Here is a 25,639-nt window from a genome sequence, read left to right as displayed (position 1 = left end):
CCGCGCCTGAACTACTGTGGATCCACTGTTATGAATATGCTTTTCAGACCTTTGTCTACATATAGGAATTCCAGTTGAAGTGACAGATCCATAAGCTCGGAATCCGTCGTTAAATCGTAGTCGAGCTTAAAGCCGCTGCCATCATCCGACATGTAAATGTTCAGTTGAGAATATTCATACGGTGGGTCGAAATCGCATGGTGCCCCATATTCATCTACAGCATCATAAGCTCTCTCTTCTACAAACTCAAAAACAGCTTCGTTATTGTCATATCTGAACTCATCTACGTATTTGCTGATATCGCCGTATCGTTTTTCATGCATCGCGGTAAGGATATTTTTCAGTACTTCTATAGCTGCTTTCCTGTATTCTTCTGCTTTAAAAGAATCTTTTCCGGGCTTTTTCATTATTCGATCCCAGGCTTCATTTATGTATTTTGACATTTGCGTATAATAATTTTCATCATATGGAACGAAAAGATATGCCTCTTCCTGAAATCCTGCACAGCCTGGCCGTTCATCCTGCTTGAAATATTCCATTGCATACTTATTTACATATGATGGGTAGCCTCCATCACTTTGAAAATCATAAAAACGCTCTGAAAAGGTCTGCCCGCGTTTATTAAAATGCTTCACGCAGATCATTCCTCTGAAATCAGCTGTTTTTTTCAGGAACTCCCTGACATCGATTTTGCCGTCTTCGATATTTTTCTTTAAATCAGGATATCGTTTTTTTACTTCTTCACTTAGCAGATCATGCTCCGTCATCCATCTGAAATAAATCGCGATGTGGCTGTATACATTCATTTCAGGCGCTCCAGCGTTTTTCTCATGGTTATCGGACCAGTCATAACACCATCCCCAGGTCGCCTGGACAGTATTGGGCTGTCTGGCAACCATCTTTCCTCTGTGCTCTTCCACAAAATCTTCTATATACTCGCACAATGACGGGGCATATTCGTAAAAATTATCGTCCATTGTCTCCCAGCAATCGCTCTCTTCTTCGTCGCAGCTCACAGCATACAAATAATTCTGCGCCATCTCTTCCGTTGCGACTGTCCTTATCGCATCCGCAAGCTCTTGTGGCTCGGTATCCGGATAACAGTCAAAATATCCGCAGTGCCCTCCGCTATTGACTTCCGCATCATACCAAAAGCACAAGACTGCTTTTTTCTGAAGATCTGACAGTTCAACCAGCTCTCTGTTGCATACATCTTCAATGAACAGATTCCACCTGGCGATCCTTTTCTGATCCGGCATTTCTGTTTTCTTCACGGCAGTATTTTCATCTGCTTCGCTTTTACGTTTAAATATATCAAGCAGCCCCATATCTATCCCTCATATTTCCTGAATATCAGGCTTGCGTTCTGTCCGCCGAAACCGAATGCATTTGTCATCGCTGTTTCCACGTGCTGTCTGCGCATCTGGCCTGCGACGTAGTCAAAGTCGCCTTCTGGGTCGTCAAGGTTGAGGGTAGGCGGTATGATACCTGTTCTGATCGTCTGGATGCAGGCGATCGACTCGGTCAGCCCGCCGCCGCCCATGAGGTGACCGGTCGCGCCTTTTGTCGAGGTTATCGCAGGCCGAGCATCGCCGAAAACCTGCGAGATCGCTGCGAGTTCTGCGCTGTCACCCTGTTTCGTGCCGGTACCGTGCGCATTTATATGATCGATCTGCTGCGCAGCCACACCCGCACAGTCCATAGCCATCTGCATGCACCTGGCTGCCATCTTTCCATCAGGATCCGGCTGCATGACATGGTACGCATCGTTGTTGTTCGCCCAGCCTGCGAGCTCCGCATAGATCTCCGCACCCCGCGCCTTTGCATGAGACTCGCGCTCCAGCACGAGCGCACCGCCGCCTTCTCCTATGACGAAACCATTTCTGGCGGCATCGAACGGCCTGCATGCATGGAGAGGATCATCGTTCATCCTGGAAAGCGTGTGGGCATTGGCGAGCGAATATATCACGAGCGGGCAGAGGACGCTTTCCGAGCCTACAGCCAGCACTGCATCCGCTTCATCTGCGAGCAGTATCATCGCCGCCATAGAGACTGCATCGCATCCCGATGCGCAGGCGGTCGACAAGGTCGAGCTCGGTCCGTATATGCCGTACGATATCGCGATCTGCGCAGCCGCTATGTTACCGAGGATCCTTGGCACAAAGCGCGGACCTACATTTTTGTGGACGGCATTCGTCAGGATCTCCTGAGTCGCCGCAGTCGTTGCAACTCCTGCCATCGCAGTACCCATCACGATGCCCGTTCGCTCCGGATCAGCCGGAAGCTCCTCGCCGAGTGCCTCCTTTGCAGCAGCGAATGCATACTGCGTGAACGCATCGGTCTCGTGGATCATCTTCTTTGGCATGTACGCCTCGATATCAAAATCCTTTACCTCGCCCGCGATCTTCACCGCCAGGCTTTCCGCATCGAAGCGCATTATCCTGTCGATACCACATTCTCCATTTATCAGATTGTTCCAGTAGTTCTCGACTCCGCATCCGACAGGCGTCACCGCCCCCATGCCTGTAACTACTATTTTTTCACGCTCTCTGCCCATGCTTCCTCCGTACATCCTGCAATGCAAACTTTACATATCTATCTGCATGCTATATAATTGATAGCAAAATCGGATAATTATCCGCAAAACTCAGGCTTGCTGAATAACAAGCCGTAACGATTTCCGGCAGATCTGCTGCATGATGTCAGCCGTTCAGTGCCCGGAAGCCGCTGTTTTTATACTGATAAGATGATAACATCATCAAAAATCAGTGTCAACAAACGAGGTAACAAGAATGCATCTCAACCAGATAAAAAGTTTTCTGACTGTGAGCAAAATGCTCAATTTTACAAATGCCGCGCGCCAGAACGGCGTGCCGCAGTCAACGATAAGCCGGCAGATCAGCGATCTCGAGCAGCAGCTCGGCGTCAAGCTGTTTTACAGGACAAAACGCGATGTGCGCCTGACGGAAGAAGGCCGCACGTTCATCCCGTATGCCCAGGAAATACTCGATGCGGCACGCAAGGGTTCATATGCCGTGAAACAGCTGCATGACGGCGCAAAGGGCCGCCTTTCCATAGCTACGGTCTCGTCCTCCGACAGTTTCCTGCGCGAATGTCTGAAGGAATTCGGACAGGCATATCCAGACATAATAGTCGATATAACATATATCTCAGGCGGTGAGGTGCTGATCGATGAAAACGACGATCCTTATGATTTCCATTTCCTTTATACCGATATGCTGCCGGACAGCGACGAGTTCGAGATGCTCGACATCCACACGGATCAGCTCAATTTCGTGCTCCCCGCGGGGTGGCTGGAAAAAAAGAAGATCAATACCGACACGCTGCGCAGGGAAAAGTTCATACTGCTGACAGAGGCGGAAAACCCGCTCCTTTACATGCAGATCATGAATTTCTGCAGAACACACAGATTTTCGCCGGTCATCGCAAATCAGTTCAGCGATATGCGCTCCGTGCTGCTTTCTGTAAGTGCGGGCCTGGGTATATCGATACTGCCGGAAATACTGCCGGAAGGCCTGCCGCTTATGGATCTGGAGACCTGCCCGGTCGACGACAGCTACTCTATCGAATGTGCGGTGGCATGGAAAAAATCACTTTTGAACCCTGCAGCATCACTTTTTCTGGACATCATCAGAAAATTGAGAGATAATCAGTAAAAAGAAAGGTTTTATGAACGATTCATAAAATCACACAGAAACACCATAAAACCCACATACAAATGGAATGAAAATTTCTTAGAATTTTTCAACAGCTTAATCACTGACCTGCAGATACTCACGATCAGCGATCGACAAAAGTATGCAGGCCGAACGATCCAAGGAGACGCAAACAATATGAAAGAAGTCAAATCCCCTAAGAAACCGCTTGCTTTCTACTATCTGATAATACTTGCGGCATTACTGCTTTTCAACGTGTTCGTGATGCCGTCGATAGCAAGCAAGCAGGCAAAAGAAGTCGATTACGGCACATTCATGAGCATGATCGAGAAGAAAAACATAGGTGATGTCGAGATCAAAGATTCCGAGATCGTATTCACAGATAAGAAGGAAACCAAGATCTACAAGACAGGCGTGATGGATGACCCGACTCTAACAGAGAGACTCTATGATTCCGGCGCAAAATTCACAAAAGATATACAGCAGACCACATCACCGATGCTGTCGATGCTGCTTTCGCTGATCCTGCCTCTCGTGATATTCATCGGTATCGGTGAGTACATGAGGCGCAAGATGATGGGCGGCGGCAAGGATTCGATGGCGTTCGGCCTTGGTAAGAGCAATGCCAAGGTGTACGTCCAGTCCACGGCAGGTATCCGCTTCAGCGACGTCGCAGGCGAGGATGAAGCAAAGGAGAGCCTTTCGGAAATCGTGGATTATCTGCACAACCCTAAGAAATATTCAGAGATCGGAGCGTCGATGCCTAAGGGTATCCTGCTGGTAGGTCCTCCGGGAACCGGCAAGACTATGCTGGCAAAGGCTGTTGCGGGCGAGTCGAACGTGCCTTTCTTCTCTATCTCGGGTTCCGAGTTCGTGGAAATGTTCGTAGGCATGGGTGCTTCAAAGGTCCGCGACCTGTTCAAACAGGCCAAGGAAAAGGCGCCGTGCATAGTTTTCATCGACGAGATCGACGCGATAGGAAAGAAGCGTGACGACCGTGTTGCAGGAAATGACGAGCGCGAACAGACGCTGAACCAGCTGCTCACGGAAATGGACGGATTCGAGGAAAACACCGGCGTAATAATCCTCTCGGCCACTAACAGACCTGAATCGCTGGACCCGGCTCTGACAAGACCGGGAAGATTCGACAGACGCGTGCCTGTAGAGCTGCCTGACCTGCTGGGAAGAGAAGCGATACTCAAGGTGCATGCAAGAAAGATCAAGGCTGAACCCGATGTGGATTATCACACGATCGCGAGGATGGCTGCAGGCGCCTCAGGCGCCGAGCTTGCAAATATCATCAACGAAGCTGCGCTCCGCGCCGTGCGCGACGGCCGCAGCGTCGTAAGCCAGGAGGATCTCGAGGAGAGCATCGAGACTGTTATCGCAGGATATCAGAAGAAAAATGCAGTACTTTCCGATCAGGAAAAGAAGGTCGTGGCATATCACGAGATCGGACATGCTCTGGTGGCAGCGATGCAGACGCACACTGCACCTGTACAGAAGATCACCATCATACCGAGAACTTCCGGCGCGCTGGGCTATACGCTGCAGGTAGAGCAGGATGACAAATATCTGATGAGCAAGCAGGAAATCGAAAACAAGATCGCTACTTTCACAGGCGGACGCGCTGCCGAAGAAGTGGCGTTCAATGAAATAACGACCGGTGCCGCAAACGATATCGAACAGGCGACCAAGCTGGCTCGTGCAATGATCGCAAGATACGGCATGAGCGAAGAATTCGATATGGTCGCAATGGAGGTCGTGAACAATCAGTATCTCGGAGGCGACGCTTCACTCGCATGCTCCGCTGACACTCAAAACGAAATCGACAGAAAGGTCGTACAGCTTGTAAAGCAGCAGCATGAAAAGGCTAAGAAGATACTGCTCGAAAACCGCAGCAGTCTGGACAGGCTCGCGCAGTTCCTGTATGAAAAGGAAACTATCACCGGCGAAGAGTTCATGTCGATGCTGAATGAGACCGGCAAGTCCGACGAAAGCGGTCAAACTGCTGAAGCCGATGAAACTGCTGAAAACTGAGAGCGCAGCGAGACCACTAAAACCAGTGAATCCGGTCATACCGGCAAAATCAGCAAGACCGGCCAAGATGCATACAGCATCAATGGTCTGCCGAGCCCGATCGTATTGATCGACCCAAACAACGAAAATCAGATTTTAATATAAGTAATTGCAAAGCAAAATACCGGCGAATATCCTTTACGGATATCCCCGGTATTTTGCTTTTTTGATCTGCCTCGGTACGCCAACTGGCACATCAATGACTGCGGGCGGCAGGCCCGCCAGGCAGTCAGCGAACAGGAAGGCATGCGACTTTTGCATATCTGCCGGTATGACATCATCGCACGCCGGAATGCATGCGTCACCAGCCTGACGCGGCAAAACGTCGCATGCGGACCGCCCGGCACACTACGGTGCGACGCGCCATAGTACCCTGCAGGCACGCGCGCTGCACCTTTACATGATCTTATATATAATGCTCAGTCCTTCTCCGCATCCACGGCATCATCGTTCATCGCCCTGCGGAATGCCTCGTAAAGTTCGGGATACTTTCGCTTTATCGACATCGGTCTGTAGTCGCCGTCTTCGGCCAGGTAGTGCTCGCTCTCTCCGTCGTAGCAGAGCACTCCCGTCTCCGTATTGTAGACTTCATATCGCAGGCGGATCCTGACTCCCGTGAACTTTACGGGAAAGACGCGCACTGCGAATTCGTCGTCGTATCTGAGGAAGGACTTGAAGTTGCCGGTCGCGCTCACGACAGGGATGATGATCCCCATTTTTTCCATTTCGCTGTAGTTTATGATATGGTCGCGGATCCAGTCCATCCGCGCATCTTCGAGAAACCTCAGGTAATTCGAATGATGCACGACTCCCATCCTGTCGGTTTCGTAATATCGCACTCTTCTTCTGTATTCCCACATTTTCTGCGTCATCTCCTTCTGATCGTGGAATGTTTTGTGGCCGGGCGGCTGCGCGGCGTTTGATCCGGCCGGCCCGCCATCGAGCCGTCTACTTTCTCTTGAGAAGCCCGTTCTTGAGATCTTCTTCTGCCCTTTCCCTCATGATGTAGTGGATCTTCTTGCCCGTCGCGGTATGCGGCAGCTCGTCCACGATAGCAAACCATCTCGGCTTCTTGTATGCGGAAAGCATCGGATGATCGCTGCAGTACTGTGAAAGCTCAGCGATAGTCAGCGACGGATCCTTTGCAACTACATATGCCACGGCAGCCTGCCCGCGCACTTTGTCCGGCACGGCTGTCACGATGGAATCAGCGACCTTGTCAAACTCGTTGATTATCTCCTCTATCTGCGTTGGATAGATATTCTCCGCGGAACTTACGATCATGTCGTCTTTTCTGCCATTCACGGTCACGTAAAGATGCTCGTCCCAGTAGCCGAGGTCTGCGGTATACATCCAGCCTTTGTAGAATTTTTCCTTCTCTTCCTCAGGGTTGTTGTAGTAGCTGTATGTCGTCTTTCCAGGTGAACGAATGATGATCTCACCTACCGTCTCATTATCGGTCGGTACCAGTTCATCCGGTTCTGCCTTATGTCCGTCATAAACTTTGACGATCCTCACTTCGTCATCGATGCAGCTGCCGCCAACAGTACCTGCGTATTGCGGCAGATCGTAAGGTCTGAGGAACGAATTCCAGAATGTTTCCGTCGTGCCGTATCCGTTCAGGATATTCGGTGTAAGGACTTCCAGGTATCTCTTGCATGCTGATTTTTCGAGCGGTGCTCCCATCGTGACGATACCTCTGAGTCTGGAAAGATCGAACGGTGTCTTTTCCTGTACGTGCGAGAGCATCTCAAGCGTTGCCGGAGAACCCGTGAGGTACGTGATCCCGTACTTTTCCACATACTGCAGAGTCGTTCTCGGTGAGAAAGTCCTCATCAGCACCAGCGTCGCGCCTACAAAAAATGTCGGGCATGTGCCGCCGGAATGGCTGCCGCCTCTGTGGAAAAGCGGCGTCATATTCATGCAGACGTCGCGGTTGTTGAGCGGGTAGTGCATGATGGCATCGTGTGCCGACAGCACTTCGTTTATATCGTTGAGCGGAACGCTCTTCGGAAGCGACGATGTACCGCTGGTGCACATCCTCACTACTTCATCGTAAATATGCGGTGTAAAATCCTTCACCGGATCCTGCTCCGATTTGCCGCTCACATAATCATCGTATGCTATATGCCCTTCAGGAACAGGTATATTCTCCATATTGTCGGCCATCACTGCGTTTACCGGCTTATACTCCGCCATGCCGATGGCTTCTGTCACCATTTCTGCTACTTCTGCCGCATAGATCACAACCTTTGGCTTGTTGTGATTGATCAGCAGCGACAGCTCTCCTGAAGAAAGCTTGAAGTTCGCAAGCGTAACGATCGCTCCGATTTTTCTCGGTCCGATATATGAAAAGCAGAATTCCGGGCAGTTGACGAGCACTGTCATCACGACATCGTCTTTGCCGACATCGTCGATCTTCAGCGCATGCGCCAGCTTGTTCGCTTCTGCATTGAGTTCTCTGTAAGTCCAGCTCCTCTCTGTGAGCGGATCGATGAGTGCCTGTCTGCCTCCGTATCTGGCTACGTTTCTCATGAATCCGTTGAGCCATGTGTATTCGCGCTCAAAGGTTTCTATAAACATTTTATCATCGTATGTTCTCGTCATTTTAATACTCCTTTTCTGTTTTGCGTTTATTCGGCTGTGTGGTTATGCAACTGTGCAGCTGTACGCTTATGCTCTCGTGCGCTTATGCAAAATCGCAGTTATGAGCTGTGGTTCGCAGTTTACGGCCTGCAGGTTGCGGTTTGCAGATTGCAGATTACGAGCTGCATAAGCTGTAGCTGGCAGTTTGCTGTTTACAGATTGTGACTTATGGGTTGCAGCTGCGGTCATGATCTGTGATTTGCAGCTCCTGCCTGCGAGCCTTATCCGTGATTTTGCTTCACGGTTCCGGGTCGTAATCACATTTTGCATTATTTGATATTGTTTATGCATTTATTAATCTATTTCTGCATTATATAATAGCATTAGCTGTTTGTCAACTGTCAGCTACATTACAGTTACAGGCGATTACCAAAAACATTATTCCAGATCATGATTTTTAGCATTTTTACCCGAATATCCCACCGAAAAAAACCGTCATTTACCAAGATGTCGATCCGGCTCGATTATCTTTGGTAATTTTTCCTGTGATTCCGGCGATTTCTCGATATCATTTTACCAAAGATCGATTGTCGATCATTGATTCTTGGTATTTGTCTTCCTCGGACAGGCTCTAAAACTGCCGTTTTTACCAAAACCTCACCTGCCGGGATCAGGTCTTGGTATTCGCTGCGTCCAGCCTGTACAAGTTCCTGCTAAAGCACCATTATAAAAGACGCCCGGCGCAAAGCGCCGGGCCCCATCATATCCTGGTATCCACTACACCTATCGACCGCGGCCGCCAGACTGCGATCCGCCCAGATCCCATCCTGACCGCCAGCCTGCCAATGCACCGATCCACATGATCTGCGCACTCAGCATATTCAACTCAGTGCAATCCGCAACGCCGCTGCAACTACACGAGCTCTACCACGATCTTCTTCTTCTTTCCTTTTTCAACGAGCACCTTGCCGTCCGTGAAAATATCCGCTGTGATCATAGTCTTCTTGTCCGTGACCTTTTCACCGTCAAGCTTCAGACCGCCCTGCTCGATCGTCATGAATCCTTCTCTGTTGCTCGGAACGAGTCCAAGTTCCTTGATGAAGTTCACGACACCCATGCCTTCGCCGGCCAGCTTGTCAGCTGCGAACTGCACCGTCGGCATAGTCGACAGGTCAGCTTTTCCGCCGAATGCCGCTCTTGCAGCTTCCTGCGCTTTTGTCGCCTCCTCTTCACCGTGAACGAGCTTGGTGACCTCGAACGCCAGCACTTCCTTAGCCTTGTTGATCTCCTTGTCCTGCAGCGAAGAAAGTCTCTTTACCTCATCCATCGGCAGGAATGTCAGCATCCTGAGGCATTTTTCCACATCGGCATCGCCGACGTTTCTCCAGTACTGGTAGAATTCGTACGGTGAAGTCTTGTCAGCATCGAGCCAGAGCGCACCTTTCTGCGTCTTGCCCATCTTCTTGCCCTCTGAGTTCGTCAGCAGGGAGAAAGTCATACCGTAAACCTCCTTGCCGAGCTTTTTCCTCGTGAGATCGACGCCGCCGATGATATTCGACCACTGGTCGTTGCCGCCGAACTCGATCTTTACATCGAAATCTCTTGCCATTACCATGAAGTCATAGCTCTGCATCAGCATGTAGTTGAGCTCGAACATCGTCAGACCGCCCTCGCGATCCATTCTCTGCTTGAAGCATTCAGCCCTCAGCATCGTGTTGACATTGAAGCACGAACCGATCTCTCTGATGAATTCTATATAATTCAGAGGCAGCAGCCATCTCGCGTTGTTTACCGAGATCGCTTTGCCCGGTTCAGGCGTCTTGTTTTCGTGACCCGGTGAAAATACGCCGTTGTTGCCTTCGTATTTCCAGTCCTCGTCAAAATCGAGGAACTTGTCGAACAGCTTTTTGAAAGCCGCGCAGTTGTTCTCGATCGTTTCCGGCGTCATCATCTGACGCATGTCAGTTCTGCCGGAAGGATCGCCGACAAAGCCTGTACCGCCGCCGAGCAGTACTACCGGCGTATGTCCGTATTTCTGCATGTACATCATGATGATGACCTGCATGAAGTGGCCTACGTGAAGGCAGTCCGCAGTCGGGTCGAAGCCTATATAAAACTTCACTTTCTCGTTCTGCAGAAGTTCACGGACCTTTTCCTCGTCCGTCGACTGCTCAATGAAGCCTCTCTCCTTGAGCACGTCGTAAACATTATCATGTTCGCTTACACTGTCAGGTATAAAATCGTATTTCATCTTTCTGTTTTTCCTCCAACTTACTCGTTTTATCTCGCCTCTATCGTTCGTTTCTCCCCCGGCCGACACGGCTGACATCACGAGGTCGGTTCACGAACAGGGCAGGATCCGTTTTGCGCTTCACTATTTTGTACCGTAAAGTCTGTCGCCCGCATCTCCAAGACCCGGCAGGATATATGCGTGATCGTTGAGGCGCTCATCCTTTGCAGCGATGAAGATGTCTACATCCGGATGCGCTTTCTGAAGCACTTCGATACCTTCAGGCGCTGCGATAAGGCACATGAAGATTATCTTTTTGCCGCCTCTTGCCTTAATGAAATCGATAGCCGCAGATGCGCTGCCGCCTGTAGCGAGCATCGGATCGACAACAAAGATCTCTCTCTTTTCTATATCGTTAGGCAGTTTGCAGTAGTATTCAACGGGCTCATGAGACTCAGGATCCCTGTAAAGGCCCACATGTCCCACCTTTGCATTGGGAACGAGCGCCAGCATGCCGTCTACCATGCCGAGACCTGCTCTCAGGATAGGTACGATCGCGATGTCCTCGCCCTTGAGCATCTTCACTGTAGTCTCCTGCATCGGAGTCTTGATCTGCACTTCTTCGAGCGGAAGCTTTCTCGTCGCTTCGTATCCCATGAGAGTCGAGATCTCCCTGACGAGCTCTCTGAAATCCTTGACGCTTGTCTCTTCTTTTCTCAGTAGCGCTGTCTTGTGCTGAATTAACGGATGATCGAATACATATACATTGCCCATATATTCTACCTGCCTTTCGTTTTCATATATCTTGATAATTCCCGATTTCTGTCTTCTTTGTTTTATGTAAAGCTGCCGCACACGTGCTGTGTGCATTTTTTCATGTAAAGTCTCAGTCCTGCGTTTTTCGGGGTTTCGGATGCAAATGCAATACCCCGGGCTCCTGCAATCTACCCGCATCCCGGCGGGCTGCCGCTTTACATATCGTTGAGCATATTGACTCTGCGCTGATGTCTGCCGCCCTCGAATTCTGTGTCGATCCATGCTTTAGTGATCCTCAGAGCCTTGTCGACGCCTGTCGTCCTGCCGCCAAGCGCGAGTATGTTCGAATCATTGTGCCTTCTTGACATTTCCGCCATATAAGTATCTGTACAAAGCGCACATCTTATGCCTTTTACCTTGTTTGCAGCAATGGATATCCCTATGCCTGTACCACAGCATACGATGCCCCTGTCCACCTTGCCCGATGCCACGGCATCTCCGCAGGCCTTTCCGAAAGCAGGGTAGTCCACGGATTCTTCCGAATATGTTCCGAGATCTACGGTCTCGATGTCTCTGGACTCCAGGTACTTCTTGATGTTTTCCTTCAGTTCGTATCCGCCATGGTCGCTGGCAATAGCAATCTTCATAATTTCAACCTCTTCTGACCTTTCTCCGCTCGCGCGGCACTAAACTCTCGCAATATTATAACCCGCTGATTTCAGCATTCTGTTCATCACCGCGAATCCCACGCCGTCCTTGTCGCTCAGTGCTCCTGCCAGGATAAGATCAACGCCTTCGTTGTCCAGGTCCCTCAGTCTGGAAAAGAAATCATGCGCTGCCTCTATGAATGCCTGTTCCTCGAACAATATCACCCCAACTTTGAGTCCGAGGCGTTCATTGAGCGCCTTGAGGCGTTCTATCTCGCCCTTTACTTTCTCACGTCTGCCCTCGATGACGGTCATCTGGGCTTTCGGTGCATAATGTTTATATTTCATCCCCGGTGATCTGGGTTTATAATCTCCCTGCGCACTGCCGTCTGCCGGATCCAGTGTTCCGAGGCCCAGCTCTGCGCCTTTGAAAAGTGCTTCATCGTATTTTACCGGTTTTCCGATGGCCGCCTCTATATTTTCGGCGGTGATTATCCCCGGTCTGAGTATCGTCGGGACTTCGCCCGTCATGTCGACTACTGTGGATTCGATCCCTACGCGGCAGTCTGCTCCTGAGATTATCGCGTCGATCCTGCCGTCCATGTCTGCGATCACGTCGCATGCTCTCGTAGGGCTCGGGCTGCCTGAGAGGTTCGCGCTCGGTGCCGCGATCGGGCATCCTGAAAGGTTTATCAGATCGAGCGCTGCTTTACTGTCGGGCATCCTGACTGCGACTGTGTCGAGTCCGCCTGTCGTCCTGTCCGGCACGCCTTCTTTCTTTTTGAGGACCATCGTGAGCGGTCCCGGCCAGAAATTGTCGATCAGTGCCACGATGTCAGCGCTGAGCATCGGCGTCAGCTGGCCGATGTCGCTGGCTCTCGATATGTGGACGATCATCGGATTGTCGCTCGGCCTGCCCTTTGCCTCGTATACTCTCGCCACGGCGTCGGCATCGAGTGCATTGGCTCCGAGGCCATACACTGTCTCTGTCGGGAATGCGACGAGCCCGCCGCTGCTGATTATCTCAGCCGCGATCCTTATATCTTTTTCATCTGTAGTCAGTATTTTTGTTTTCATTGCTGCTTCCTTTCGCCGTAGATTGCACGCCTCGCTCCGCTTCGGGCAATCCTGACGGGGGACCTTCCAACGACTCGCTCCGCTCGTCGGGATAACGCTCCTTCGTCGCTCCATCTCGCTTCGCTCGCTGCTGTCGCATTTTCCGCACCGGCTGAAGCCGGGGAAAATCCGCAGGTCTCTCCGCCGTAGATTGCATTCCTCGCTCCGCTTCGGGCAATCCTGACGGGGGACCTTCCAACGACTCGCTCCGCTCGTCGGGATAACGCTCCTTCGTCGCTCCATCTCGCTTCGCTCGCTGCTGTCGCATTTTCCGCACCGGCTAAAGCCGGGGAAAATCCGCAGGTCTCTCCGCCGTCTAGAAATTCTTCATTTTTTCGGCCTGGTCGCTTGTGATGAGGCCGTCTATTATTTCGTCGAGATCTCCGTCGAGGAAGTTGTCGAGCTTGTAGAGTGTCACGCCTATCCTGTGGTCTGAAACTCTTCCCTGCGGGAAGTTGTATGTCCTGATTCGCTCACTTCGGTCTCCGGAACCTACCATGCTCTTTCGCTGGTCTGCGATTTCCTTGTTCTGCTCCTGCATCTTCAGGTCGTAAAGTCTTGCCTTGAGGACCTTGAACGCTTTTTCCTTATTCTTGATCTGCGACTTTTCATCCTGACACGTCACCACGAGTCCCGTCGGTTCATGTGTAAGTCTTACTGCCGAGTCCGTCGTATTTACGCACTGTCCGCCGTTTCCGGAAGCTCTGTAAACATCGACACGCACATCGTTCGGATTGAGATCGACTTCGACGTCGTCTACTTCAGGCAGCACTGCAACTGTTGCCGCCGAGGTATGGATCCTGCCGCTCGACTCAGTCTCAGGCACTCGCTGCACTCTGTGCGCTCCGCTCTCGTACTTGAGTCTTGAATACGCGCCCTTTCCCTTTATGAGAAGGACTGCCTCCTTGATGCCGCCAAGTCCCGTATCGTTGAGCTCGATCAGCTCTGTCTTCCAGCGGTTACGCTCCGCATATCTCGTATACATCCTCAAAAGATCCGCACCGAACAGCGCGGCTTCCTCGCCGCCTGTTCCTGCTCTGATCTCAAGGATAACGTTCTTTTCATCGTTAGGGTCTTTCGGGAGAAGAAGCACCTTGAGCTCATCCTCCTGCTGCCCGATCAGCTCTTCGAGCTCGGAGATCTCCATCTTCGCGAGTTCGCGCATCTCCTCATCGCCCTCTTCAAGGATCTCTTTGGCATCGGCCAGATCAGCCTTCGCCTTTTTGTATTCCTTGTATTTCTTTACGATAGGCTCCATCTCGCCCATTTCCTTGACGTGCTTCTGCCACACCGGCTGATTGTTGATCACTTCAGGGTCAGAAACCTTCTGAGCCAGTTCATCGTATTTTTCTGTTATAAAATCTAATTTATCAAACATATTTAACTCCTGCATTTTATGGATTCGGCAGGCTGCGGTATCATTTCCCGGCGCCTGCGGCTTTTTATGCGAAAACATACTTTTCTAACTTTATATTATATCAGAAGTTACGTGTAAAAAAAACAGTGAATTGTTATTTGGCCGGCACGTGATACAAATTATGCTTGCACATGTGCATCAAACGGAGTATACTAAATAACCGAACAACTGGATCAGACAGTTCGAAACCATCCTGTCTTTAAACAAAACTATGGATCTCCGGCAAGAATGCGCTTCTTGCTGTGTTTTTGGATGGTGCTTCGAACGAGCACCTTTTTTAATGCAAAATTTCAGGCTGCCATGCCGCAAGGCTATAGGCAGCAGGTGAGCGAATAGCTGGCGCAAGGCTGCTGCATCGAATCCGCGTCGGAATTGCCTCATAGCTGGACCGCGCCGCAGAAAGGACGACTTTACATGGAAATGCAGAGATATGACACGATAAACAATAAAAATTCCAGAGAGATAGTGCTCCTGCGAGGAAGCGGCTGCAAGTGGCGGCGCTGCAGGTTTTGCGACTATCATCTGGACTTCTCGCGCGATGAAAAGGCAAACTTTGAAATCAGCCGGGAGGCGCTGAGTCACGTCACAGGCCGATATGGTGTGCTCGAAGTCATCAATTCCGGCAGCTTCTGCGATCTCGATGATGATACTGTCAGCGAGATCATCAGGACATGCGGTGCCATGAAGATCGCGCAGGTCCATATCGAATGCCACTGGCGCGACCGGCATACGCTCCCCGCGATCAGAGAACGATTCGCCGCGGCCGGTATACGGATCAAGGTGAAGATCGGGGTCGAAACTTTCGATGCTGATTTCCGCGACGATGTGCTGATGAAAGGAATGGAACACGTGTCGCCTGCTGAGATCGCAGAGTACGCTGACGAAGTGTGCCTGCTGTTCGGACTTACCGGACAGACTGAGATTTCCATGAAAAACGATGTCGAGACCGGACTGGCGCTTTTCGAACGTGTTTGCATAAATCTCATGACGGAAAACAGCACTTCTGTGAAACCGGACGGTGAGGTGCTCGAGACATTCATGCGCCGGCTGTTGCCGATCTACGAGGGAGATCCGCGCGTCGATATCCTGCTTGAAAACACCGACTTCGGTGTCGGGCGCAAGGGCTGATCCGCCAGTCGCAGATCGGCAACAATGCTCGCACAGATCAGCGGATCACCGCATCACCACATTAAGAGCTGGCAACATTTTCAGAACACAAACGGAGGTAAATAATGCAAAACGAAATCTTACTGGCTTTATCGCTTGTTTTCATATTCGGGGGCGTACTCGTCATGTACCGCATCTTCGGTATCACCGGACTTTACTGCGCGACGGTCATCGCAACGATCACGGCAAACATCGATGTGCTTCTCATGGTCGATGCGTACGGCATGGAGCAGACTCTCGGCAATATACTGTTCGCTGCGACTTTCCTCATCACCGACATACTCAGCGAAAATCATGGCAAAGCAGCTGCTCAAAAGGCCGTGAACATAGGAATCGCAACGTCTCTGAGCTTCATACTGATATCACAGTCATGGCTGCTTTATACGCCTGCCGAAAGTGACTGGGCGCGCGGGAGCTTTGAAGTGATCTTTTCGAATACACCGCGTCTCATGATCGTCAGCCTGGTGGTATACGCTGTATGCCAGCGCTTCGACGTCTGGGCTTACCACAAATGGTGGGCGTTCACGGAAAAACGCTGCGGCGATGCCAGGGCGTTCCTGTGGCTGCGAAACAACGGATCGACGATGATCTCGCAGGCGCTGAATACCGTGCTTTACAGCTTCGGCGCTTTCTGGGGGATGTATGATATCACTACGCTCATTCACATATGCATCTCAAGCTATGTCATTTTCATCGTGACAAGCCTTGCCGATACGCCGGCGGTCTACCTGGCGCGCAGGATCAAGGATCGTCATCAGGTCAAGGTTTCAGAGGTGTAAAACCGCGGATTTCCGGCACGCCGGAGGTTCTGTCTGAAGGCTTTTTAAGTGCAAAGCGGCAGTTCACATGCTGAGTGGCGCTCTCAAATTGCCAAGCGGCAAACTGCCTGCCGGCCTAAAACCAGCTGCTTACACGTAACGCACAAAAAAATAACAGCGCTGCTGCAGGCGTATCGTCATTCTATGACTCGATGCGCACTGCTGCAGCGCTTTTCTTTATGTTCTGCTGTTTTCAGAGATCCGCCTGACACCCGCCTGCTGCGGCGGAGCAGTATCTTTATCTTTACACGATCTGCCGCCAGCTACCTCGATCTGGGCGCGACCCTCCGCTTCCTGGAAAACTCCATATTCTCGAAAGTCTTTTTCCATCTTGCGCTCGCACGCTCTATCCTTTTGGCGCCGAGCATCCTTGGATCGAAGCCGGCCTCTCTGAAAATCTCCGTCGGCTTTTTTCCGGAATCGTATTCGGCCACAAAATGACGTTTGAATTCCTCCGAATAAAATATCTTCTCTGAGGTCACTTTTATCACAAATGGATTTTTTTCAAGCTGAGCCATCTGCTCTTCACTCAATCTCGGCATGACTGCCTCCTTCTGATCCGGCTGTCTCTAAACCACTGCTTTATCACGGCAGATAGTTCAGCGGATCCTTCGCTACTCCGTCGACTCTGATCTCAAAATGGACATGCGGTCCCGTGCTTCGTCCGGTATTTCCTGACTTGGCTATGCTCTGTCCCTGGTAGACCTTGTCGCCTACACTTACGAGAAGTTCGCTGTTGTGAGCGTATCTCGTCTCCATTCCATTCTGATGATCTATGGTAACAAGATATCCGTATGCTCCGCTGTAGCCTGCATATGTTACAGTACCTCCGTCGGCAGCCATTACAGTAGTCCCCACCGGAACTCCGAGATCGATACCCTCATGTGTAGTTCCCCATCTTCCTCCGAAGTTCGAAGTCATCGTGTATCCGCCGGAAAGCGGCCATATGTATTTGCCTGATCCGACTGTAGGCGGTCTCTCCTTGGTACCTACGGTTATTATCTCTGTCACAGGCTCCTTCTTGACCGTCGTTACAAGAGGATCCTCCTCTTTTTCTTCGCCGTTGATCAGCACTATCCTTGAAGTGATCTCCGAAACTCCGTTTTCACCGGCCTGCTTCGTCTTCGTATCGCCTTCGTACATGTCAGCGTCTTCCTGCTCATCCACCTCGTACTCGATCTCTTTCTCATATGTCACCAGCTCAGTGATCTGAACTGTGAGCACCGGAGCATTCTGCTTTATCAGCAGAGTGCTGCCGACTTCGAGCTTCTTCTTGTCGACGCCCGGATTGTCCGCAAGTATATCATCTTCATCAACGGAATATCTCTTCGCTATATCTGCAAGCGTATCTCCGGCAACGACCTTGTGCATCGTTTCCTTTTCTCCGCTCGTGCAGAGTCTCTCGACCATTTCCTTTTCCGAAAGCACGTCTTCCAGCTCGGTATTGGTCTGTTTTGCTTCCACATTTTCGATAAAGACAGCTTCTTCGATCTTGGCGCCTTCGCGCTTGCTCGTATATCTGTCCTTTATATCCTGCAGCACGTTCGCCGCAGTCTTCTTGTTTTCAACGGATCCGACCTTTTCACCGTTGATGTATATACCGTATGCCTTTACATTGAGGTTACCCATGTACGAAAGACGCTTGAGCACCTCTTCGGAGCTGTCGATCTCGACATCGCCCAGCGCGGACACACGTTTGAACGTTATATCGGACGCCGGGTCTATCACGACGTCTACATTCTTGTCTTTGGTCAGCGCACCCTGCACCAGATCCGTGATCCTCAGCACATCGTCCTTTTCCTTCACGAGCCCGAGCGTTCTGCCGTTGTACGAGTATTCATACGCAGTGCAGTAGTTGAACACGCCCGCCACTCCGACTATCAACATGATGAAGACTGAGAACATCACGAGCAGCGGCTTCTTGTGAGCGTCGCAGAAATTCTTGAACGCCCTCATCTTCTTTCCGAACGGACTCTTCTCATAGTCAGCATATCGCTGCTTCATCGAGATCTCGACCGCTTCACGCGCCTCTTCTCTTCTTCGCTCACGTTCCTCACGCATTTCCTGAGTCTTCTCCTCAGAAGCCTCTTTTCTTTCCTTTCTTCCTGCAAAACCCAGCAGGTCTCTGAATGAAACGGAAAGCGTGTCCTTTATCTTAGTATTTATCTGAAGTCCTTTGACGTTTACAACGCCGCCGCCGAGCTCTGCATCCGCGATGCTCTTTTCCTTGAGGCGTTCTTTCTCAAGTCTCGCTCTCTCTGCCGCCTCGCGCTTCGCACGCTTCAGGCGTTCTTTAGCCTCAGCTCTATGGATCTTTTCTTCATGCTTTTTCTTCGCTCTGGCGATCTTTTCTTCTCTGGCTGCCTTCGCGCGTTCTTCCTTGATGAGCTTTTCGACTCTGGCTTTCTGCACCTTTATCTCTCTGGCTCTCCTGTCACGCTCTTCTCTGGCGAGACGCTCGTTCTTGTGTTCATCGAGCAGCTCCTGCAGTTTTTCCTGCTCTGCCTTGAGCAGTATCTGCTGCTGGCTGAGTTTTTTCTGCTGTTCCTCTGCGAGCTTCTCGGTATGCATTTCCGTGATCTGTGAGATCGCTCCGAGGGCATCGCCCTGCTTTTTCTGAGCTTCTAAAAGCTCACGTCTGGCTTCTTCCAGACCCTTCATCGGGTCTTTTTCAGGCTCAGGCTTCGATCCCTGTGAAGCTTCCGCCTCTCCGAAAAAAGCACACTTTTCTTCAGGTGTGGCTTCCGCCGATGTATATGATCCAGTCGACTGTGCCTGTGACGATACTGACGGTGTCACCGTATTTTCAGCTGATGATGCAAAGGCTGCAGCTGGCTTTCCGTCGGGGTTCGATGAAGCTGTCCTGGCCGTATCTGATCTGCCCGATCTCGTCCAGGCTTCATATTCCTCCAGCTGTCTGTTCTTTTTCTGCAGCTCTGCCTCCATAGCGTCGAGAGCCTGCTTTCTCGAAATGGCGTTGGCTCTGCGGCGGGCCTCCTCTGCCTGCATCCTCTTGCGCTCAGCCTCTTCTCTGACCATCTCCGCACGGCGCTGCGCATCCATAGCTTCTTTTTTGGCCTGCTGGTTTTCAAGGTCTCTGCGTCTTGCACGCTCTTCCTCGAGCTTCTTTGCCTCGGCATCTCTGATCGCCTGCTTGATGATCGCCTGCTCTGCCGCCTTGATCTCCTGCGTATACTCGAGGTTCACTCCGCTGCCCGTCTGTGTCGCGCTGTTTTTACCCGCTCCTGACAGCACATCCATATCGTCTTTCTTGAGTGTCTCGACACTTTCCCGAAGGCTTCGGATCTCATCAAAGATCTTCTTTGCATCTTTATCCTGCGCAAAGAGATCTTCTCTGCTCATCGTCTCCCTCGGCACCGTCGCGGGCTCGTTTTCCCGCCCGGTATCTACTGGTTTATTAAGTTTATCTTTTCCCTTGTTATCTCTCGGAAACATTGACATCTTTCTCCTGTTTCAAGCATTCCGGTATCCTTGCACTGCGGACACCTGTATTTTATATCCATATAGTCCATCTCAAAACCGTTGTCGGTGAGAAGGAACGCTCTTTCCATATTCAGTGAATCAAGTCTGTTTCTTATTTCCTCCATTGCCTTTTCCTTGTCGACCCTGTCGGAAATTATCATCTTGGAGATCTCGCTGTTGCTCCTGTTGAGCTCGTCCTCGATCTCCTTTATACGCGGCACTTTCTTATAAACCTGTGCGCGCCGCTCTTCGGCGTCCTGCTCCTCCTTGAGGCGCAGGACGCTGTAGTATTTCATTATCTCACCGGTCGTAAGCTCTCCGCTGCTGCCCTTTGCCTCTCTGTTCTGCTGTTCCTCGTACCAGTTCACCAGTATCTTGTTGACATAATTTATATTCGGGCTGGAGATCCCCGACGTCTTGCTGCATGCTGTAAGGACCTTTTCCAGTGTGAATCCCATGGTCTCGAACCACGTATCCATTATGCGCATCTCCTCCTCTGTGGCATTTCTTGAAAAGCCCAGGGCCTGGAAGACGCGTTTGTAAAGGTGATGCTTCTTGTCGTTTTCGCTGAGGTATTTTTCAACAGCTATCACATCATGCAGCCCTTCGTCTGTCCATTTTTTTATCACAGCCGAAATGTACTTGAAGTTCTTTTTATTTTTGTTCAGACAGTAAGAGTACGCGTAGACGATCACTTCAGGCGCTGCATTGAAGTCGTTTATCAGTGAAAGCACCTCCATCATCTCCGTGCCGCCTACGGTCCTTGCTGTTACTTTCTCTATCTGAGAAAACATACTCTGTATGTCCTTGTCGGACATGAACGACTGCATACGGCTTTCATCCGCATAAGTCTTTTTCTTCGTCTTTTCTCCGTAAAGCTGCTCCTTCAGGCTAACAAACTCTATATCGTATACCAGTCTGTTTTCCTTGTCGTTTCTCAGTTTCCTGACCACGCCCATACGATCCCAGTACGTCCATGCCTTCAGAACATCTTCGATATCCATCGCCAGATGCTTTGCTATATCTTCACTGGAAAGATCGATCCCCAGTCCCGCATACATGTACGCGAACATGTAGACCTTTACAAAATCACCCGGCGCGGATGCCATGTATTCATTTATAAAGATATTTTCAACGCTGGTATCCAGCAGAAAATAATCGCTTGTCTTCTCTTTCCTGAAACCCATCTATCCTCCGTATCAGAATCCGGGACCGCTGCTTCCCATGCTGTCTACGAACTTCGTCAGCTTGTCGAGCCATGTTATCTTGACGGTGCCGGTCGGGCCGCTTCGCTGCTTGGCCACTATGACTTCGCACTCGCCGTGAGCCTCGGAATCCTCATTGTAGTATTCGTCTCTGTACAGGAATATAACTATATCTGCGTCCTGCTCTATCGAACCTGATTCTCTCAGGTCCGACAGCATCGGTCTGTGGTCAGTTCTCGTTTCCGGCGCTCTGGAAAGCTGCGACAGCACCAGTACCGGGCAGTTGAGCTCTTTTGCGAGCAGCTTCAGGTTTCTCGATATCACCGAGATCTCCTGCGTCCTGGAATCGGCTTTTCCTTCCGGATTCATCAGCTGCAGATAGTCTATGACTATGAGATCGAGTCCTTCTTCTGCCTTGAGTCGCCTGCATTTGCTCTTCATCTCCATGATGTTGATGCCTGCAGTGTCGTCTATATGTATGTTCGCCTTTGACAGTATGTCGAGCGCGATGTTGATATCATCCCAGTCTCTTCTTTCAAGCTTTCCTGTCTTGAGGCTCTGCATCGGCACCTTCGACTCCATGGAAAGAAGTCGCTGTCCGAGCTGTTCCTTGGCCATTTCCATACTGAATACCATGACCGAGGCCTTGCCCTTTACCGCAGCGTTCAATGCCAGTGAAAGCGCGAACGCCGTCTTTCCCATGGCCGGTCTCGCTGCCAGTATTATCAGATCGGATTTCTGCAGACCTGACGTCATCTGGTCCAGATATTTGAACCCGGTCGTCACGCCTGTCAGTCCCCCGTCCATCTGCGAGGCCTTGTCGATTATCTCTATGTTTTCAAGGAGCACATCCTTTATGTGGGTGTACTGACCTTTCTGTCTTGACTGCGAAATCTCAAAGATGCCGCTCTCTGCATAGTCGAGCATCTGTCCGGCTTCCATGGATTCATCGTAGCCCTTGGCCATTATGTCGTCGGCCATATCTATCATTCTTCTTATCGACGCTTTCTCTGCAACGATCTTGCCGTACTCCACGGCATTCGTTATCGTAGGCGTGCCTGATGACAACGATGCGATATATGCTCTGCCGCCGACCATGTTGAGGCTGTTCTTTTTCTTCAGCTCTTCGGATACGGTCAGCGCGTCCACAGGTGAGTTTTTCCTGTGAAGATCGAGCATTGCCTTGAATATCTCCTTGTGGTTCGCATCGTAAAAGTCCTCGGGCTTTACCACTTCCACAACGTCAAAAAGTGCATCCTTTGAAAGCAGGGCTGCACCTAAAACAGACTTTTCCGCCTCTATACTGTGCGGAGGTATCCTTCCTTCCATTACTCTGTCTCCTGTCGGTTAAACTGTAACCGATACTTTGAGAGTAGCAGTAACTTCAGAGAAAAGCTTGATAGTGACTTCTGTGTCACCTGCCTGCTTTATAGGACCGTCCATTTCTATCTTCTTCTTGTCTACTTTTATGTTTTCCTGCTTGAGCAGTGCGTCAGCTATATCCTTTGATGTTATCGAACCGAACAGCTTGCCTGTTTCTCCGCCCTTTGACTTTATCACGAGAGTCTTTGACTCCAGTACCTTGGCCTGTTCCTCGGCTGCAGCCTTCTGCTCAGCATGCTTCTCTGCAGCGATAGCCTTCTGCTTCTCGAGATTTCTTATATTTCCTTCTGTAGCTTCTTTTGCAAGACCCTTTGGAAGGAGCATGTTTCTCGCATATCCGTCGCTTACCTTTACGACTTCGCCCGCCTTGCCTGTTCCTTTAACATCCTTTGTCAGTATAACTATCATTATTTTAGCCTCCTATTGTGAAGTTCTCACGAAATGTCTTCTCTAATGTTTCTCTTATTTTTATCAGCAGCTGCTCAGGGGTGAGATCCGACTGGGCTCCTGCTGTATTGAAGTGGCCGCCTCCGCCGAACTCTTCCATGATGAGCTGGACGTTCATATCGCCGAGCGACCTTGCACTCACTACGGTCTGGCCCTTCATGTTCCTGCCCGCAACAAAGCTTGCCTTGATACCTTTTATCGTCAGCAGCTCGTCAGCGACCTGCGAATTGACTATCTGCGCGTCCGGATTCTCGCCCGGGCACACCGCCATCGCCACACCGTTATCGAAAAACTGCGCATTTGCGATGCACATGGCTCTGAGCCTGAAGCTCTCCACGTCTGCCTGGAAATATCTCCTGACATTTTCCAGATCCGCCCCTGCACGCCTGAGCCATGATGCCGCTTCGAATGTGCGGACCCCAGCCTTTACAGCGAACCTGTTCGTATCAACCATTATGCCCGCGAGCAGTGCGTCGGCCTCCAGCTTTGTGAGCGCTTTCTTTTCGCACGCGTACTGCACGATCTCCGAAACCAGCTCGGATGCCGATGATGCATATGATTCCATGTACGAGAGGAGCACGTTCGGCAGATCGCCTTCCGTACGCCTGTGGTGGTCTATCACGACAGTCCTGTTTATCTTTTCGAGCAGCTCCAGCGACTCGACCAGTATCGGGCGATGCGTGTCTACAACGACACCGAGCGAACTGCCGTCAGCCAGCGCGAGCGCCTTTTCCGAAGTCAGGAACTCGTACTGCTCCAACGATTTCGCATCCTGAACGATATCTTCCAGCGTGTTGTTGTATGAGTTGAGTATTATATAGGCTTCCTTGCCTATAGACTTTGCTACTCTGTATATCCCCAGCGCCGCTCCGAAGCTGTCCATGTCCGGATTGCTGTGTCCCATTATGAATATCCTGTTTGACTGTGTCATCAGGAGCTTGAGCGCATGCGCTATTATCCTGGATTTGCCTTTGTAGCCCTTCTCGACGCTCTGCGACTTGCCGCCGTAGTATTCAAAATTCTTTACATTCCTTACCACGACCTGATCTCCGCCGCGCCCGAGCGCCAGATTCAGAGCATCCTGTGCATAGTCCTCGCTCTCGGCGATCGTCTTGCCGCCGATGCCGATGCCGATACTCAGCGTTACCGGGAAATCCATGTTGGTCTCCACAGCACGCACATCATCCAGTATCGAGAACTTTTTGACTACCAGCTGTTTGTAATTTTTCTGTGTCAGCAGCATTTCATACATGTGATCCTTGTAGCGTGAAACGGCTGCCCCCATGCCTGCGCTCCAGTTTCTGATGAGCTTATCTATCTCCGTGGAGATCTCCAGCTCGTTCTCCTCTTTGCCGCTCGGCGTGAGTTCTTCCAGATTATCGACGTTTATCAGTGCTATGCACGGTTTTTCTTCATTGTAAAGATCCTTGAGGTTCTCGAAGGAAGTTATGTCTATGAACGACATCATCACAGAGGCGTTCTCTCCTTCTCCGATGAATCCGCACAGTATCCTGAACGCTTTGTCGTTTCTCTTCAGATAAAGCGCAGTGCCTTCCTTTGCCGCTATGACGATCTCCGGGAGCTTTATCCCCGTAAGCGCGAAAATGTCTCCATCTATGATCCCGTCATACTTGAACACATCTGCGATCCTTTTATTTGCCCTGGTGACTTTTCCGATGGAATTGATTATGCACATCGGCACCAGTGTGTAATATGCCAGCAGTTTTTCTATTCTTCCTACGTACATATTCCTCTCCTGAAATTGATTTTCATTACTGATCCGCGCCGCTTAACTGCTCCTGCCCTGTATCCTTTTCTTTATTCCGAATACAAGATCTATCATTCCGATCAGCAGCAGCGCCATCCTGCCGAAATATGTCATCCACAGTATCACTGCCGCTATGACGCCTATGACTTTAGGTATGCGTTTCATGTGGCAGAACATAAAGACGACTGAAACTCCCTGCAGTGAAAACATGAAGTTGAACAGGAAATCTATATTCATGTAAACCATGCTGTCTACGAACACGCCTGTCTTTGTCAGCAGCCACGACAGCAGATACATTCCCATTATCCCCATCAGAGCGCTGCCCGGCCACGTGAATTCCCTGAATTTAGGCATTCTCCTGACCGTCGCGACACGTCTGCTCATGATCTTTGAGATTATGATATATTCTATATATGATACTACTGCACTCATCGCCATGATAGTTGCAGGCATCACTGCGAATGCGCTTTTGTAAAGCCCGCTGATGAATTCGATCCTGTCAGCCTTGCTGACTGATGCGAGATTCAGCGAATCCTCGACCATAGGATTATTTGCCAGTTCCTTAGCCATGTCGTCGATAAGCTCCTGCAGCTGAGCAAATATGCCCTCGCCTGTCATCGATGCGACCATGAACACGATCACTGTCATAACTGTTACGATCAGCGTTGCCTGCATGACCGTCCTGTACGGTGACATTCTGCCTGTTCTGATATACCCCGGCATTACTGCTATCGGCACGACTAATATAAGAAAGTAAATCAGCAATAGGTACATTCTGTTTCTCCTAAAATTATTTATAAGTAATGGTTATTATATCACAACTGCGACATTTTGTCTTTTTTTTGTTGTTTGTGTATAAC

20 protein-coding genes are annotated in these 25,639 nt (G+C 50.5%); 4 read left to right on the top strand and 16 right to left on the bottom strand.

What is annotated here, in order from left to right:
- Positions 1 to 11: 11 nt before the first annotated feature.
- Complete coding sequence (locus OCV59_RS05780) at positions 12 to 1,328, bottom strand: DMP19 family protein (protein ID WP_262584142.1); 1,317 nt, start codon at positions 1,326 to 1,328, stop codon at positions 12 to 14.
- Positions 1,329 to 1,330: 2 nt separating this feature from the next.
- Positions 1,331 to 2,557 (bottom strand): beta-ketoacyl-[acyl-carrier-protein] synthase family protein, encoded by a 1,227-nt coding sequence (locus OCV59_RS05775; RefSeq protein ID WP_147593544.1) that lies wholly within the window; start codon positions 2,555 to 2,557, stop codon positions 1,331 to 1,333.
- Between the two features lie 235 nt (positions 2,558 to 2,792).
- Here OCV59_RS05775 and OCV59_RS05770 point away from each other — a divergent pair, with 235 nt between their 5' ends.
- Positions 2,793 to 3,677: a LysR family transcriptional regulator gene (locus OCV59_RS05770; protein WP_147593543.1), complete on the top strand. Its 885-nt coding sequence runs from the start codon at positions 2,793 to 2,795 to the stop codon at positions 3,675 to 3,677.
- Positions 3,678 to 3,854: 177 nt separating this feature from the next.
- Positions 3,855 to 5,717: an ATP-dependent zinc metalloprotease FtsH gene (gene ftsH, locus OCV59_RS05765; RefSeq protein ID WP_147593542.1), complete on the top strand. Its 1,863-nt coding sequence runs from the start codon at positions 3,855 to 3,857 to the stop codon at positions 5,715 to 5,717.
- Between the two features lie 458 nt (positions 5,718 to 6,175).
- On the opposite strand, the gene OCV59_RS05760 is transcribed toward ftsH, so the two are convergent.
- The 7 genes from OCV59_RS05760 to prfA form a co-directional block, all read right to left on the bottom strand.
- Positions 6,176 to 6,616 carry an acyl-CoA thioesterase gene (locus tag OCV59_RS05760; RefSeq protein ID WP_262584141.1) on the bottom strand — a complete coding sequence of 147 codons (441 nt, stop codon included), beginning with the start codon at positions 6,614 to 6,616 and terminating at the stop codon, positions 6,176 to 6,178.
- 88 nt (positions 6,617 to 6,704) lie between these two features.
- Positions 6,705 to 8,363, bottom strand: coding sequence for a class I adenylate-forming enzyme family protein (locus OCV59_RS05755; protein ID WP_147593540.1), 1,659 nt, complete (start codon positions 8,361 to 8,363; stop codon positions 6,705 to 6,707).
- Positions 8,364 to 9,255: 892 nt separating this feature from the next.
- Entirely contained in the window at positions 9,256 to 10,593 is a 1,338-nt protein-coding gene (tyrS, locus tag OCV59_RS05750; protein ID WP_147593539.1) for a tyrosine--tRNA ligase, read from the bottom strand.
- A gap of 123 nt (positions 10,594 to 10,716) precedes the next feature.
- Positions 10,717 to 11,346, bottom strand: coding sequence for a uracil phosphoribosyltransferase (gene upp / locus OCV59_RS05745; RefSeq protein WP_147593538.1), 630 nt, complete (start codon positions 11,344 to 11,346; stop codon positions 10,717 to 10,719).
- A gap of 197 nt (positions 11,347 to 11,543) precedes the next feature.
- Positions 11,544 to 11,975 carry a ribose 5-phosphate isomerase B gene (gene rpiB / locus OCV59_RS05740; protein WP_147593537.1) on the bottom strand — a complete coding sequence of 144 codons (432 nt, stop codon included), beginning with the start codon at positions 11,973 to 11,975 and terminating at the stop codon, positions 11,544 to 11,546.
- Positions 11,976 to 12,014: 39 nt separating this feature from the next.
- Positions 12,015 to 13,052 carry an L-threonylcarbamoyladenylate synthase gene (locus OCV59_RS05735; protein WP_147593536.1) on the bottom strand — a complete coding sequence of 346 codons (1,038 nt, stop codon included), beginning with the start codon at positions 13,050 to 13,052 and terminating at the stop codon, positions 12,015 to 12,017.
- Positions 13,053 to 13,407: 355 nt separating this feature from the next.
- A complete protein-coding gene (prfA, locus tag OCV59_RS05730; protein ID WP_147593535.1) occupies positions 13,408 to 14,469 on the bottom strand; it encodes a peptide chain release factor 1 in 1,062 nt (353 codons plus the stop codon).
- Positions 14,470 to 14,922: 453 nt separating this feature from the next.
- Between prfA and OCV59_RS05725 the strand changes: the two genes are divergently transcribed.
- Positions 14,923 to 15,636, top strand: coding sequence for a radical SAM protein (locus OCV59_RS05725; RefSeq protein WP_147593534.1), 714 nt, complete (start codon positions 14,923 to 14,925; stop codon positions 15,634 to 15,636).
- Between the two features lie 104 nt (positions 15,637 to 15,740).
- Positions 15,741 to 16,454, top strand: a complete 714-nt coding sequence (locus tag OCV59_RS05720; RefSeq protein ID WP_147593533.1) for a queuosine precursor transporter — start codon at positions 15,741 to 15,743, stop codon at positions 16,452 to 16,454.
- Positions 16,455 to 16,756: 302 nt separating this feature from the next.
- Here OCV59_RS05720 and OCV59_RS05715 read toward each other — a convergent pair whose 3' ends face one another.
- From OCV59_RS05715 to OCV59_RS05680, 7 genes are read right to left on the bottom strand one after another with little or no spacing between them, the layout of a single operon-like run.
- Entirely contained in the window at positions 16,757 to 17,035 is a 279-nt protein-coding gene (locus tag OCV59_RS05715; protein ID WP_147593532.1) for an HTH domain-containing protein, read from the bottom strand.
- 43 nt (positions 17,036 to 17,078) lie between these two features.
- Complete coding sequence (locus OCV59_RS11995; RefSeq protein ID WP_317239921.1) at positions 17,079 to 19,949, bottom strand: LysM peptidoglycan-binding domain-containing M23 family metallopeptidase; 2,871 nt, start codon at positions 19,947 to 19,949, stop codon at positions 17,079 to 17,081.
- Positions 19,901 to 21,163: a DnaD domain protein gene (locus tag OCV59_RS05700; protein ID WP_147593530.1), complete on the bottom strand. Its 1,263-nt coding sequence runs from the start codon at positions 21,161 to 21,163 to the stop codon at positions 19,901 to 19,903. The genes OCV59_RS11995 and OCV59_RS05700 overlap by 49 nt, the downstream gene beginning before the upstream one ends.
- A 12-nt stretch (positions 21,164 to 21,175) precedes the next feature.
- Complete coding sequence (gene dnaB, locus OCV59_RS05695; protein ID WP_147593529.1) at positions 21,176 to 22,510, bottom strand: replicative DNA helicase; 1,335 nt, start codon at positions 22,508 to 22,510, stop codon at positions 21,176 to 21,178.
- 18 nt (positions 22,511 to 22,528) lie between these two features.
- On the bottom strand, positions 22,529 to 22,972 hold the full coding sequence (gene rplI, locus OCV59_RS05690) for a 50S ribosomal protein L9 (RefSeq protein ID WP_147593528.1): 444 nt from the start codon (positions 22,970 to 22,972) through the stop codon (positions 22,529 to 22,531).
- Positions 22,973 to 22,976: 4 nt separating this feature from the next.
- Positions 22,977 to 24,758 carry a DHH family phosphoesterase gene (locus OCV59_RS05685; RefSeq protein ID WP_147593527.1) on the bottom strand — a complete coding sequence of 594 codons (1,782 nt, stop codon included), beginning with the start codon at positions 24,756 to 24,758 and terminating at the stop codon, positions 22,977 to 22,979.
- Positions 24,759 to 24,800: 42 nt separating this feature from the next.
- Positions 24,801 to 25,553 (bottom strand): DUF2232 domain-containing protein, encoded by a 753-nt coding sequence (locus OCV59_RS05680; protein WP_147593526.1) that lies wholly within the window; start codon positions 25,551 to 25,553, stop codon positions 24,801 to 24,803.
- Positions 25,554 to 25,639 lie beyond the last annotated feature (86 nt).

The sequence above is a fragment of the Brotomerdimonas butyrica genome (assembly GCF_025567305.1).
Classification (GTDB): Bacteria; Bacillota; Clostridia; order Peptostreptococcales; family Anaerovoracaceae; genus Lentihominibacter; species Lentihominibacter butyricus.
The sequence above is the reverse complement of the archived record's forward strand: the minus strand, read 5'-3'. Positions and strand labels throughout refer to the sequence as shown.